This window comes from Micromonospora sp. CNZ309 (genome assembly GCF_002846525.1).
Genome location: NZ_PJNG01000001.1, coordinates 4729147 through 4742755, shown reverse-complemented (window position 1 = coordinate 4742755; position 13609 = coordinate 4729147). Strand labels below are relative to the sequence as shown.

The following is a 13609-nucleotide window of genomic DNA, read 5'->3' as shown; positions in this document are numbered from 1 at the left end:
GGGGATGCGGTGTGTCGGGGGTGGCCGATAGCGTGTCAGGTCCGAGGGGCGGTCGGTCGTGCGACCGCGTCGGGTCTGGGGAGGGCCGTCATGAGGTTGCCGCGTTCGGCCGCCGGATGGACGATGGCGGTCTTCGGCGTGTTGGCCCTGCTCATGGGGGCGGTCGGGCTGCTCTGGCCCGAGGCGCTGCTGCGCCTGCTCGGCCTCGAGGTGCCGGCGACGCGTGCCGCGGGCGACCACACCGGCACCTTCCTGACGGCCTCCTCGATGGCCTCGTTCAACATGGGGGTCTACTACCTGCTCGCCACCGCCACCGAGTGGCGCCCGTTCTTCCGCTTCACCGTGCTGTTCCGGCTGGTCACGTTCACGGTGTTCAGCATCGCGGTGCTGGCCGACGTCGCCCCCGGGCGGTTCTTCGGGGTGGCGCTCTGGGAGGGCCTCGGCGCGGCGGCGACCGCCGTCGGGCTCTGGTGGGACGACCGTCGCGCGGGCCCCGGGACGGTGGGCGTCGGGCGTGATTCCGCCGTCGGTGCCGTGCCGTCCGCCGATGCGGCTCACTGAGCCGCCGGTCCGATTGGGTATTTTCAGAGCTGTGACCGAGACCTCGCCCGGTGCCCTGCCGGTGCCCATCGTGCCCGGTCTGACCGATCTGCGCGTGTTTGCCCGAGGAGGCTACGCGACGATCTACAAGGCGACCCAGATCTCGGTGGGGCGCGAGGTCGCGGTCAAGGTGGAGAACCGCACGCTCGACAGCGAGCACGACCAGGCGCGCTTCCTGCGCGAGGCGCGGGCCGCCGGGCGGATGTCGTCGCACCCGCACGTGGTCGACCTCTTCGACGTGGGGGTCACGGTCGACCAGCACCCCTACCTGATCATGGAACTCTGCGACGGCTCGTACGCCGAGCGGATGCGGACCTCGCCGCTCGGGCCGGCCGAGGCGCGCGACCTCGGCGTCAAGATCGCCGACGCGATCGCCCACTCGCACGCCGCCGGGGTGCTGCACCGCGACGTCAAGCCGGCGAACATCCTCCACTCGCACTTCAACTCGGCGGTGCTGGCCGACTTCGGGCTGGCGGTCGTGGCCGAGATGCGTGACGCCTCGGTCGCCCTGGAGGTGCTCACCCCGGCCTACGCGCCGCCGGAGATGTTCAACCACAGCCCGCCGTCGCCCGCCGTCGACGTCTACGCCCTCTGCGCCACCCTCTACGCGGTCATGCACGGCCGGCCGCCGCGCTGGCAGTCCGAGCGCAACCCGAGCCTGATCACGGTGCTGGAGATGTTCCACCAGCCGGTCCCCGGCCTGCCCGGCGTGCCGCCCGAGATGATCGACGTGCTCCGGGCGGGGATGTCCAACGACCCCGGCGAGCGTCCCTCGGCCATCGAGCTGCGCGACCTGCTGGCCGGCCTGCCGCTCGGCCCGGCCGGCTCCCCGGTGGGCGGCGCGGGCGTGCCCGGGCCGGTCGGCGGCGGGCCCGGTCCCGTCGGCCCGTACGCCGCCGACCAGGTCTCCCGGCCCGCACCGCGACCCCCGGTGGAGGACCTGCACCCGACGGTGCCCACGGTCGGTCACCGACGCCGGCGGCGCTGGTTCCTCGGCGGTGCCGGGATGGTGGCGCTGGCCGCCTCGGCCGGCGCCGGTGCGTGGCTGGGTGGCGTGGTGTCCTCGCCGGGCCCGGTGCCGACGGCGGACGTGGCGGCGACGAGCGTGGCGGCGACGAACGCGGTGCTGCCCGCCTGCGCCCTGACGGCCGGGCTGCCCGCCGGGGCGGGCTGCGCCGACGAGCTGGAGTGCTTCGGCCCGATGGAGGTGCGTGGTGCCCGGGCCAGGGCGGCGCGGGTGCCCTGCGACGGCCAGCACACCTGGGAGAGCTACGCCGAGGGCAGACTTCCCGACACCCTGGTCGGTGCCGACCACGACCAGGTCGCCGCCGACGCGGGGGTGCGCCGGGTCTGCAACGAGACCACCTTCCGGCTTACCAGCGGGGTCAGGGTCGCCGACGGCTGGAACCTGGAGGTGCTGCCCCCGGCCGGGGCGGACACCGACCGGACGTACCGCTGCCTGGCCGGGCGCGGGCTCGACGCGCTCGCCTCACCCACCCTCACGGGCCGCTGAGCCGCCGCGCCCCCGGTGACGCTCCCGCAGGGCGCGGACGGTCTCCCGGTGGTCGAGCGACTCCAGCGTGTCGGCGTCGACGCCGTAGAGGCCCCCGGCCGGCTGCCCCGGGCCAGCCGGTGTGACGCCCGGTTCCGCCTCGTCCTCCTGCCGGGCCGCCGCCACGGAGACGGCCGCGATCATCGTCGAGAGGACGCAGAGCAGCGCCAGGGCCACCCCGACGAGATCCTGCCGGCCCCACACGATCAGCGTCACCAGCAGCGAGACCGCCACCAGCGCCGCGACGACCGCCTTCGCCCGCGCGTCGGGCCTCGGAATTCTCACCCGTCCAGGATGTCCGAGCGGGGCCCGCTGTCAACCGGGTCGCCGGCACCGGATGCGATGATCTCCGTTCGAAGATCGTCGCCTGTGGGAGAGGGGTGCCGGTGACCCGCGTCCTCCGGATCGTCGCCGCCGTGCTGGTGTCGGGTGCGCTGGCCGCGTGCGGAGCGGACGGGGCGCCGGAGCCGGCGACCGCGCCGCCGCCCGCGAGCGGTGCCGCGCCCGGGGTGTCCTCGCCCGCCCTCTCGCCGTCGGCCCCCGCCTCGTCCGCCACGCCACCGTCGGCGGGCTCCGCCCCGCCGGCCGCCGGTCGCGGCGGGTACGCCAACCCCGACGAGGCGATCGCCGCGCACCTGTCGGCCGTCCCCGGGGTCCGCTACCTCGGCCTGTGCAAGAACGCCAAGCGCGACCCGGCGGCGGTCTGCGCCCTCCGGATGGGCTTCGTCGAGCGCGACGAGGTCTACGGGCTGGGCGCCCCGCACAGCGACGTCGTCGGCTTCCTGCTGTTGCGCGACGGGCCCGACGGCTGGCGGGTGGCGGCCGAGTACGCGCCGGACGGCGGGACGCCCGCGCCGCCGTGGATGGCCGGGGTGGGATGATCCGGGACGCGCGGAGGACCTGAAGCGTCAACGGTGAATTATTCGTTACATCGTCTTGCCGGATTGTCGGATATGTAGCCACTCGCCGGCCTGTGGCCCTGTCGCCCGCTCCCTAGAGTGACGGAGGTCGAGCCACGGCTCGACCGTCCTGTTCGCCCACCGGAAGGCGTCCACATGCCACGACGAAACCGGTCCATCGCCGCTGCGGGGATCGCCGGCATCCTCCTCGCCGGCGCCGCGGTCGCACCCGCCGCCGCCGCACCGTCCCCCGCCGCCGGGGACCGTCCCGTCACCTCCGACCGGACCAGCCCGCAGGAGGCCCGCCGGGTCGACCGGGTGCCGACGCCCACACTGGACTGGTACGCCTGCTACGAGTACGCCGAGTGCGCCACCGTCCGGCTGCCCCGCGACTACGACCAGCCGGACGGCCCGACGACCGAGGTCGCCGTGCTGCGCGTCAAGGCCCGCGACCAGCAGCGGAAGATCGGCAGCCTCTTCGTCAACCCGGGCGGCCCCGGCGGCTCCGGCACCGACATCGCGCTCGCCGCGCCGTACGTCCTCGGTGACGAGGTGCTCGACCGCTTCGACGTCGTCGGCGTCGACCCGCGCGGCGTCGCCGCCAGCCAGCAGGTCAGGTGCTTTCCCTCCGTCAAGGAGCAGACCCGGGCGTACGCCGGGCTGAACGTGGCGTTCCCGTGGACGAAGGCCGAGGAGAAGGCGTACGTGGCCTCCTCGAAGGCCGTCGGCAGGGGCTGCTCCACCACGGGCCGGCCGCTCACCGGCGCGATGTCGACCGCCGAGGTGGCTCGGGACATGGACGTGCTGCGCCGCGCCGTGGGCGACCGGAAGCTCACCTACCTCGGCTTCAGCTACGGCAGCATCCTCGGCCAGTACTACGCCAACATGTTCCCCGACCGGGTCCGGGCCCTGGTGATCGACGGCGTGCTCAACCCCAACGAGTGGGTCGGCCAGGGCAAGGCGCGCAGCCTGCCCCAGGAGGAGCGGATGCGCAGCGCGCAGGGCGCGTACAAGGCGCTGCGGGAGATCCTGGTGCGCTGCGACAAGGCCGGCGCGCAGGCGTGTGCGCTGGCCGAGGGCGACCCCGTCGCGTCGTTCGACCTGGTCGCGAAGCGGCTGCGGGCCAAGCCGGTGGTGATCGAGGACCCCGACTTCGGCCCGCTCACCATCACGTACGCCGACTTCGTCGCCGCGAACCTGGGCGCGCTCTACGGCCCGACGGGCTACGCCGAGGTCGTCGACCTCACCGCCGCCCTGCTGGTGCTCACCGACCCGGCGGCGTCCCCGGCCGCCCGCCGTCCGGCCACGGCCGACGTGACCCGGCAGGCCGCCAAGGCCCGCGAGCAGGCCCGCCGGTACGACTTCCCGTACGACAACGGGTTGGAGACCTTCCTCGGCGTGGACTGCACCGACGCGTACCACCCGAAGGACGCCGGCTCGTTCCCGGCGCTCGCCGCGAAGGCCGACAGGCGCGACCCGTACTTCGGTCGGCTCTGGACGTGGGCCACCTCGCCGTGCGCCCGCAAGACCTGGACCGTGCGGGACTCCGACGCCTACACCGGGCCGTTCAACCGGCGGACCGCCGCGCCCGTGCTGGTGGTGGGCAACTACTGGGACCCGGCGACCAACTACCGGGGTGCGGTCAGCTCGGCCCGGCTGCTGCCGAACAGCCGACTGCTCAGCAGTGACAGCTGGGGACACACCGCGTACGGGACGTCGGCCTGCGTGACCGACGCAGTCGACGCGTACCTGCTGCGCGGGGCGCTGCCGGCCAACGGCAAGGTCTGCGTGGGCGACGTCCAGCCGTTCGCGGAGCTGCCGGCGGAGCCCGGGGCGACCCGCCGCGCGGAGGCGTCGAAGGGCGCGTTGGCCGCCGAGGGTGCCCCCGGGCGCGGTGAGCCGAAGCGGCTCCCGCCGGTGGTGGCGCCGCTGCCGGCGGTCGGCACGCTGACCGTCCGCTGAGGACTCGGGGTGCGGCGGGCGATCGGGCGCCCGCCGCACCCCGGCCCGCTCAGTAGGACTTGTCCTGGCCGAGGACGTGCTGGGCGACGAAGTTGAGGATCATCTCGCGGCTGACCGGGGCGATCCGGCCGGCGCGCACCGCGCCGAGCAGCGTGGCCACGCCGTACTCGGTGGTCATGCCGGCCCCGCCGAGCACCTGGACGGCGGTGTCGACGGCCAGCGCGGCGGCCTCCCCGGCGGCGTACTTGGCCATGTTGCCGGAGACGCCGGCCTCCAGGTCGCGGCCCGCGTCGTAGAGGGTGGCCGCCTTGTGGATCATCAGGCGGGCCAGCTCGACCTGTACGGCCGCGTGCGCGAGCGGATGGGCCACACCCTGGTGCGAGCCGATGCTCCGGCCACCCCAGACCTTGCGGGTGGCCGTGTACTCGCTGGCCCGCTCGATGGCGTACCGGCCCGTGCCGGCACCCATCGCGGCGACCGTGATCCGTTCCGGGTTGAGCCCGGCGAAGAGCGCCGGCAGGCCGGCGTCCAGCGACTCGCCGACCAGCGCGTCGGCGGGCAGCCGCACGTCGTCGAGGTAGAGCAGGAACTGGTTCTCCGGGGACACGATCTCCATGTCCAGCTTGGAGCGGGTCAGCCCCGGCGCGTCGGTCGGCACCACGAACAGCGCCGGCTTCAGCTTGCCGGTGACCGCGTCCTCGGTGCGGGCCACGACCAGCACGTACGACGCCTCGTCGACGCCGGAGATGTAGCACTTGCGGCCGGAGAGCAGCCAGTCGTCGCCGTCGCGGCGGGCCACCGTGCCGAGGCGGTGGAAGTTGGAGCCGGCCTCCGGCTCGGTGATCGCGAAGACCACCTTCAGCGAGCCGTCGGCGAAGCCCGGCAGGAAGCGCTTGCGCTGCTCCTCGGTGCCGTGCCGGGCGATCACCGTGGCCGCGATGGCCGGGGAGACCACCAGCAGCAGCAGCGGGCAGCCGGCCGCCGCCAGCTCCTCGCAGACGATGGCCAGCTCCGTGATCCCGCCCCCGCCGCCGCCGTACTCGGTGGGGATGTTGACCCCGAGGTAGCCCAGCCGGCCGGCCTCGTCCCACAGCTCGGTGGTGTGCTCGCCGGAGCGGGCCTTGGTGACGAAGTAGTCGTGGCCGTACCGGCGGCCCAGGGCGCGCACGGCGTCGCGGAGCTGGTCCTGCTCGGGGGTGAGGTCGAAGTTCATCGGGGGGCCTCCAGGATCACTCGGGGTTGACCACGGCCAGCACGGCGCCCGTGTCGACCTGCCCGCCGGTGGCGACCGGAAGCTCGGCGACCACACCGTCGGCCGGGGCGAGCACGGGATGTTCCAGCTTCATCGCTTCCAGCGTCAGCAGCAGGTCGCCGGCCGCCACCCGCTGACCGACCTCGACGTGCACCCGGGTCACCGCGCCGGGCAGCGGCGCTACCAGCGACCCGGCCGCCAGCTCCGCCGTGGGCTCGGGGAAGCGCGGCAGCTCGGTGAGGCTCGCCGCCCCGTCCGGGCCGTCCACGAAGACCTCCGGGGACACCCGGTGTACGCGGTACGCGCGCCGCACCCCGTCGACGTCGAGCACCACCCGGTCCGGGGCGGCCCGGACCAGGCTCACCACGGGCGTGGGCGCGTCTGCCGCCGTCCCGTCCGGCGTCGGCCCTGCCGTCGGAGCCGTCGCGTCCGTGGGGGGCCCGTCGGTGCGGGCGGCGGAGCCGGCGCCCGGCACGGCCGACCACTCCGCGAGGGCGCCCGAGCGGTCCAGGCGGTAGCGGACCTCGATCTCGCCGTCCCGGCCGGTGAACCGGGTGACCTGCGGGAACGCCGGCACGTTGCGCCAGCCCGAGGGGAGCCCGGCCAGCACCGGCGCGTCGGCGCGGTGGGCGGCGGCGGTGGCCAGCGCGGCGGCCAGGGCCGCCAGGGGGAGCTGGTCGGCGGGCAGCAGCGGGGCGAAGACCTCCGGGTGCCGGTCCAGGAAACCGGTGTCGATCTCCACCGCGCCGAACTCCGGGCTGCGCAGCACCCGGACCAGCAGGTCCCGGTTGGTGGCCACGCCGTGCAGCTCGGCCCGGGCCAGCGCGCCGGCCAGCAGCCGGATCGTCTCGGCGCGGCTCTGGCCCCAGGCGATCACCTTCGCCAGCATCGAGTCGTAGTGCACCCCGACGGTCGAGCCGTCCACGACGCCGGAATCCAGCCGCAGGCCGATCGCCCGGAGGTTGCCGAACTCCCGGGCCACCCCGGGGACCGCGAACCGGTGGACGGTGCCGGTGGCGGGACGCCAGCCCTGCGCCGGATCCTCGGCGCAGAGCCGCACCTCGATCGCGTAGCCGCGCATCCAGTGCGGGTCGGTGGCGTGCTCCGGCAGGGGTTGGCCCTCGGCGACCATCAGTTGCAGGCGGACCAGGTCCAGCCCGGTGCAGAGTTCGGTGACCGGGTGTTCCACCTGGAGGCGGGTGTTCATCTCCAGGAAGTAGATCTCCCCGTCGGGCGCGAGCAGGAACTCGACCGTGCCCGCGCCCACGTAGTCGACCGCCCTGCCGGCGGCCACCGCCGCCTCGTGCAGCCGCTCCCGCACCTCGGCGGGGAGGACGCCGGGTGCCTCCTCGACGATCTTCTGGTGTCGGCGCTGGATAGAGCAGTCCCGCACGCCCAGGGCGGCCACCGTCCCGTGGGTGTCGCCGAAGATCTGCACCTCGACGTGCCGGCCCCGTTCGACGTACCGCTCGATGAAGACCGTGCCGTCGCCGAACGCGCCGGCCGCCTCGCGGCGCGCGGAGGCGACGGCCTCGGCCAGCCCGGCGGCGTCGCGGACGATCCGCATGCCGCGCCCGCCGCCCCCGGCGGACGCCTTCACCAGCACCGGGAAGTCGGTGATCCCGTCGGCGTCGGTCCAGGTGGGCAGCATCGGCACGCCCGCCTCGGCGAGCAGGGCCTTGGCCGCCATCTTGTCGCCCATCGCGGCGATCGCCTTCGCGGGCGGGCCGACCCAGGTCAGCCCCGCGTCGGTCACCGCCGCGGCGAACTCGGCGTTCTCGGCGAGGAAGCCGTAGCCGGGATGCACGGCGTCCGCGCCGGCCCGGCGGGCCGCGTCCAGGATGAGGTCGATCCGCAGGTACGTCTCGGCGGGCGTGTTCCCGGGCAGCCGCACGGCGTGGTCGGCCTCGGCGACGAACGGCGCGTCGGCGTCCGCGTCGGAGTGCACGGCCACCGTCTCGACGCCCAGCGCCCGGCAGGTGGCGAAGACCCGGCGGGCGATCTCGCCCCGGTTGGCCACCAGAAGTCTCGTGATCATCAGTAGCCCCCTACATCCGGAAGACGCCGAAGCCGTCGGCGCCCCTGACCGGTGCGTTGTGGATCGCCGACAGGCAGAGCCCGAGGACGGTACGGGTGTCGCGGGGGTCGATCACCCCGTCGTCGTAGAGCCGGCCGGAGAGGAAGAGCGCGCCGGACTGCGACTCGATCTGCTGCTCGACCATCATCCGCATCGCGGCGTCGGAGTCCTCGTCGTAGTCGCGGCCCCGGGCGGCGGCGGCCTGCCGGGCCACGATGGACAGCACGCCCGCGAGCTGCGCCGGCCCCATCACCGCCGACTTGGCGTTCGGCCAGGTGAACAGGAACCTCGGCTCGTACGCCCGCCCGCACATGCCGTAGTTGCCGGCGCCGTAGGAGGCGCCCAGGTTGACCGTCAGGTGCGGCACGGTCGAGTTCGACACCGCGTTGATCATCAGTGCGCCGTGCTTGATGATGCCGCGCTGCTCGTACTCGGTGCCGACCATGTAGCCGGTGGTGTTCTGGAGGAAGACCAGCGGGGTGTCGGCGGCGTTGGCGAGCTGGATGAACTGGGCCGCCTTCTGCGCCTCCTCGCTGAACAGCACGCCCCGCGCGTTGGCCAGCACCCCGACGGGGTAGCCGTGCAGCTCTCCCCAGCCGGTCACCAGAGCGGTGCCGTAGCCGGGCTTGAACTCGTCGAAGGCGCTGTCGTCGAGCAAGCGGGCCAGCACCTCGCGCGGATCGAACGGCACCTTCAGGTCGGCGCTGGCGATGCCGAGCAGTTCCTCGGGGTCGTACCTGGGCGGGGCCGGGCGCGGGTTGCGCGGCGCCGGGCCCTGCTTGCGCCAGTTCAGCCGGCGTACGCACTGCCGGGCCAGTCGGATGCCGTCGCGCTCGTCGGAGGCGAGGAAGTCGGCCAGGCCGGACGTCGTGGCGTGCATGGCCGCCCCGCCGAGGGACTCGTCGTCGGTGACCTCGCCGGTGGCCATCTTCACCAGCGGCGGCCCGGCCAGGTAGACCTGCGAGCGGTCCCGGATCATGATCACGTGGTCGGACATCCCCGGCACGTACGCGCCCCCGGCGGTGGCGTTGCCGAAGACCACGCTGACCGTGGGGATCTTCGCAGCCGAGAGCCGGGTCAGGTCGCGGAACACCCGCCCGCCCGGAATGAAGATCTCCGCCTGGGTGGGCAGGTCCGCGCCGGCCGACTCGACCAGGTTCACCATCGGCAGCCGGTTGGCCAGGGCGATCTCGCCCGCCCGGCGGGTCTTCGCCAGCGACCACGGGTTCACCGCGCCGCCGCGTACCGTCGGGTCGTTGGCGACGATCAGGCACTCGACGCCCTCGACGACGCCGATGCCGGTCACCACGCTGGCGCCGACGGGGAAGTCGGTGCCGTACGCGGCCACCGGCGAGAGCTCCAGGAACGGGCTGTCCGGGTCGAGCAGCAGCTCGATCCGCTCCCGGGGCAGCAGCTTGCCCCGCTTGTGGTGCCGGGTCACGTACTTCTCGCCGCCGCCGGCACGGGCCTGGTCGAGGGCCGTCTCCAGCTCGGCGAGGCGCTCCAGCAGCGCCTCCCGGTTGGCGCGGTGCCCCGGCGAGGACGGGTCGACCGCGCTGCGCAGTGTCGTCACAGGCCCATGCCCTTCGCGATGATCTCGTTCATGATCTCGGTGGTGCCGCCGCCGATGCCGAGGATGCGGGCGTCGCGGTAGTGCCGCTCCACCTCGGCGTCGCGCAGGTAGCCGTAGCCGCCGTGCAGTTGGAGCGCCTGGTCGACGACCTCGGCGCAGGCGGCCACCGCGACGTTCTTCGCCATCGCCACCTCGGTCACCACCGGCTCGCCCGCCGCCACCCGCGTCGCCACCTCGTGCACGTACGCGCGGGCCGCCTCGGTGCGGGTGTGCATCTCGGCCAGCCGGTGCCGGACCAGTTGCCGGCTCGCCAGGGGACGGCCGAACGTGGACCGGTCCCGGCACCAGCGCACCGCCAACTCCACGCAGCGCTGCGCGGTCGCGTACGCCTGGGTGGCGAGCGAGAGCCGCTCGGCGGCGAAGTTCTGCATGATCGACAGGAAGGCGGTGTCCTCCGCGCCGACCCGGTTCGCCACCGGCACCCGGGCGTCGGCGAACGACAGCTCGGCGGTGTCGGAGCAGTGCCAGCCGAGCTTCTCCAGCCGGCGCCCGACGGTGAAGCCGGGGGTGTCCTTGTCGATCACCAGCAGGGTCAGGGCGCCGCTGCCCGGGGGCAGGGTGCACAGGGCGGTGGTCACGAAGTCGGCCCGTACGCCGCTGGTGATGTAGGTCTTCGACCCGTTGACCACGTAGTGGTCGCCGTCCCGCCGCGCGTGGGTGCGGATGCTCGCCACGTCCGAGCCGCCGTCGGGCTCGGTGATCGCCAGCGCGCCGATCATGGTGCCGGCCAGCGTCGGCCGGACGTACCGGTCGATGAGTTCCGCGTCGCCGGAGGCGACGATGTGCGGCAGCGCGATGCCGTGTGTGAAGAGCGCGGCGATCAGCCCGGACGAGCCGCCCGAGCGGATGATCTCCTCGGTCACGATGATCGAGTCGAGCAGGTCCCCGCCGCTGCCGCCGACGGCCTCCGGGAAGCCGATGCCGAGCAGGCCGAGCTTGGCGGCGGTGGCGTGCAGCTCGCGGGGGATCTCGCCGGCCCGCTCCCAGCCGTCCAGGTGCGGCAGCACCTCCCGGGTGACGAAGGCCCGGGTCAGCTCCCGCAGCTGCCGGCGCTCCGGCGTGTCCACGATGGTCATCGGCCCTCCCCGGGGGTCGCGCCGCCGGCCCGGTGGTCCGGGCCGGGCACGAGGTCCGCCGGCAGGTCGACGAGCCGGGAGCGGAGCAGTTCACCGAGCGCCTTGGCCTGCGGATCGAACCGGGTGGAGGCGGCCACCCCCTGCCCGAGCAGGCCCCGGACGACGAAGTTGACGGCACGCAGGTTCGGCAGCTCGTACCGCCCTACGACCAGCGGCGCGGTCTCCGGCAGCAGCTCGCGCAGCCGGGCGGTGGTCAGCCAGCCGCGCAGCCACGACCAGGTCGCGTCCGTGCGGGCCCAGACGCCCAGGTTGGCGTCGCCGCCCTTGTCGCCGGAGCGGGCCCCGACCAGCTCGCCGAGCGGCGCGCGCCGGGTGGGCCGGTCGGCCGACGGCGGTTCCGCCTCCGGCGGGTCGGCGGCGGGTGCCGGCTCGTCCGCCGGGGCGGCGGTGCGGGCCGGCGGCGGGATCGGCACCCGCTCGCCGGAGGGGAGCACCGCGACGTGCGGCACCGCGTCCTGCGGCACGGCGTCGGCGGTGAACACCCCGTAGGGCGCGGCGTCGCCGGGCAGCGTGGTCAGGGTGCAGCCGGGGTAGGAGGCCAGGGCCAGCTCCACCGCGGCGGCCGAGAACGCCCGCCCGGCCCGCGCCTTGTCGCCGTCGCGCAGGTGTACGTGCAGCAGCGCGCTCGCCGCCTCGGTGTCGGCCGCGTCCGCGTGGTCGGTGCGGGCCAGCGTGAACTCCAGCCCCTCCGTCCCGACGGCCGTCTCGACCTGGCTGCGGACCAGGGCCGCCTTGGCGGGGATGTCGAGCCCGCACAGGACGAAGGTCATCGAGTTGCGGAAGCCCCCGAGGTTGTTGACGCCGACCTTGAGGGTGCCCGGCGGGGGTGTGCCCCGCACACCGCTCACCCGTACGCGGTCGGGCCCGTCGGCGGCCAGCGCGACCGTGTCCAGCCGGGTCACCACGTCCGGCCCGAGGTAGGCCGGGCCGCCGACCTCGTAGAGCAGCTGGGCGGTGACCGTCTCCACGGTGACCGCGCCGCCCGTGCCGGGGTGCTTGGTGATCACGCAGGAGCCGTCGGGGCGCAGCTCGGCGACCGGGAAGCCGGGGCGCCGCCCGCCGTTGGGCAGTTCGGTGAAGAAGCTGAAGTTGCCCCCCGTGACCTGCGCCCCGCACTCGATCAGGTGACCGGCGACGGTCGCCCCGGCCAGCGCGTCCAGGTCGTCGCGGCCCCAGCCGAAGCGGGCGATCGCCGGCCCCACCACCAGGGACGCGTCGGTCACCCGGCCGGTGACCACCACGTCCGCCCCGCCGTCCAGGCACGCGGCGATGCCGTACGCGCCCAGGTAGGCGTTCGCCGTCAGCGCGTCGGGGCGGGCGAGGGCGTCGCCCTCGACGTACCCGACGCGGACGGTCAGGCCGAGCCGGTCGGCGAGCGACCCGATGGCGGCGGCCAGGCCGGCCGGGTTCAGCCCGCCGGCGTTGGTCACGAGCCGCACGCCCCGGTCCAGCGCGGTGCCGAGGCAGCCCTCCAGTTGGCGGAGGAAGGTCTTCGCGTAGCCGAGGGAGGGGTCGCGCAGCCGGTCCCGGCCGAGGATCAGCATGGTCAGCTCGGCCAGGTAGTCGCCGGTCAGCACGTCCAGTTCGCCGCCGTCGAGCATCTCCCGCCACGCCGTCGACCGGTCGCCGTAGAAGCCGGAGGCGTTGCCCACCCGCAGCACGCCGCTCACGCCGCCACCCCGCCCGCCGCGTCGCTTCCGGGGGCCGTCGGTGGGCGGCCGGGGCCGGGTGGGCCGGCGAAGGCCTGCGCGACGTCCAGCCACGCGTCGGCCACCGGGCCGGTCGCGGTCAGCGCCAGGTCGGCGCGGTGCCTGCGCTGGGTGACCAGCAGGCAGAAGTCGAGCGCCGGGCCGGTGACCCGGTCGGCGGCGTCGGCCGGGCCGTACGCCCAGGTGTCGCCGTCCGGCGCCGCCAGCTCGACGCGCACCGGCGCCGTCGGCACCGGCCGGCCGTGGGCGGCGAAGCTGTGGCCGAGGGTACGGAAGCCGAGGTGCGCCACGTGCCGCAGTCGGGCCGTGCCGGGGCGGGTCACGCCGAGCGCGTCGGCCACGTCCGTGCCGTGGGCCCAGGTCTCCATGATCCGGGCGGTGGCCATCGAGGCGGCCGACATCCGGGTGCCGAACCAGGGCAGCTTCCCGCCCGCCGGTACGCGGGCCAGCGCGTCGGCGAGCGCCGCCCGCCCGGCCCGCCAGCGGGGAAGCAGCTCGCCCGGCGGGGCGAGGAACTCCTCCGCGCCGGAGTCGACGAGCCGGGCGGGGTCTCCGGCGGCGAGCACGGCGGCGAGGAACGCCTCGGCGTCGGTGGCGGCGAGCAGCGCCACGTGGTCGGTCCAGGCGAGGTGGGCGATCTGGTGCCCGACGCTCCAGCCCGGCGACGGGGTGGCCCGCCCCCAGCCGGCCGACGCCCGGCCGGTCACCAGGTCGTCGAGCTGCTCGGACTCGTCGGTCAGGTCCGCGAGCAGGTCCTTGAGGTCGACCATGGTGCCTCCGGGGGCTGGG

General features: G+C 74.8%; 11 protein-coding genes. 4 read left to right on the top strand and 7 right to left on the bottom strand.

The features are described 5' to 3' along the window. Positions 1–90 precede the first annotated feature (90 nt). Both CLT72_RS19950 and CLT72_RS19945 read left to right on the top strand, forming a co-directional pair. The gene (locus CLT72_RS19950; RefSeq protein WP_101413097.1) at positions 91–561 is read left to right on the top strand and encodes a hypothetical protein; all 471 of its coding nucleotides are present in this window, start codon (positions 91–93) and stop codon (positions 559–561) included. Between the two features lie 31 nt (positions 562–592). Further along, positions 593–2113: a serine/threonine-protein kinase gene (locus tag CLT72_RS19945; RefSeq protein WP_101413096.1), complete on the top strand. Its 1521-nt coding sequence runs from the start codon at positions 593–595 to the stop codon at positions 2111–2113. Here CLT72_RS19945 and CLT72_RS19940 read toward each other — a convergent pair. After that, on the bottom strand, positions 2090–2437 hold the full coding sequence (locus CLT72_RS19940; protein WP_144082278.1) for a hypothetical protein: 348 nt from the start codon (positions 2435–2437) through the stop codon (positions 2090–2092). The two genes, CLT72_RS19945 and CLT72_RS19940, sit on opposite strands and share 24 nt — an antisense overlap. A 101-nt stretch (positions 2438–2538) precedes the next feature. Here CLT72_RS19940 and CLT72_RS19935 point away from each other — a divergent pair, with 101 nt between their 5' ends. Beyond that, positions 2539–3033: a hypothetical protein gene (locus CLT72_RS19935; RefSeq protein WP_144082277.1), complete on the top strand. Its 495-nt coding sequence runs from the start codon at positions 2539–2541 to the stop codon at positions 3031–3033. Positions 3034–3207: 174 nt separating this feature from the next. Next, a complete protein-coding gene (locus CLT72_RS19930; protein WP_101413093.1) occupies positions 3208–5013 on the top strand; it encodes an alpha/beta hydrolase in 1806 nt (601 codons plus the stop codon). A gap of 49 nt (positions 5014–5062) precedes the next feature. On the opposite strand, the gene CLT72_RS19925 is transcribed toward CLT72_RS19930, so the two are convergent. The 6 genes from CLT72_RS19925 to CLT72_RS19900 are packed head-to-tail and all read right to left on the bottom strand — an operon-like array spanning position 5063 to position 13590. Continuing rightward, positions 5063–6226, bottom strand: coding sequence for an acyl-CoA dehydrogenase family protein (locus tag CLT72_RS19925; protein ID WP_101413092.1), 1164 nt, complete (start codon positions 6224–6226; stop codon positions 5063–5065). Positions 6227–6242: 16 nt separating this feature from the next. Then, entirely contained in the window at positions 6243–8303 is a 2061-nt protein-coding gene (locus tag CLT72_RS19920) for an ATP-binding protein (RefSeq protein WP_101413091.1), read from the bottom strand. Between the two features lie 10 nt (positions 8304–8313). Beyond that, entirely contained in the window at positions 8314–9915 is a 1602-nt protein-coding gene (locus CLT72_RS19915; protein ID WP_101413090.1) for an acyl-CoA carboxylase subunit beta, read from the bottom strand. Next, positions 9912–11051: an acyl-CoA dehydrogenase family protein gene (locus CLT72_RS19910; protein ID WP_101413089.1), complete on the bottom strand. Its 1140-nt coding sequence runs from the start codon at positions 11049–11051 to the stop codon at positions 9912–9914. Before CLT72_RS19910 ends, CLT72_RS19915 begins: the two co-directional genes overlap by 4 nt. Further along, positions 11048–12781 carry an acyclic terpene utilization AtuA family protein gene (locus CLT72_RS19905; RefSeq protein ID WP_101413088.1) on the bottom strand — a complete coding sequence of 578 codons (1734 nt, stop codon included), beginning with the start codon at positions 12779–12781 and terminating at the stop codon, positions 11048–11050. The genes CLT72_RS19910 and CLT72_RS19905 overlap by 4 nt, the downstream gene beginning before the upstream one ends. Next, on the bottom strand, positions 12778–13590 hold the full coding sequence (locus CLT72_RS19900) for a TIGR03084 family metal-binding protein (RefSeq protein WP_101413087.1): 813 nt from the start codon (positions 13588–13590) through the stop codon (positions 12778–12780). The genes CLT72_RS19905 and CLT72_RS19900 overlap by 4 nt, the downstream gene beginning before the upstream one ends. Positions 13591–13609: the final 19 nt, after the last annotated feature.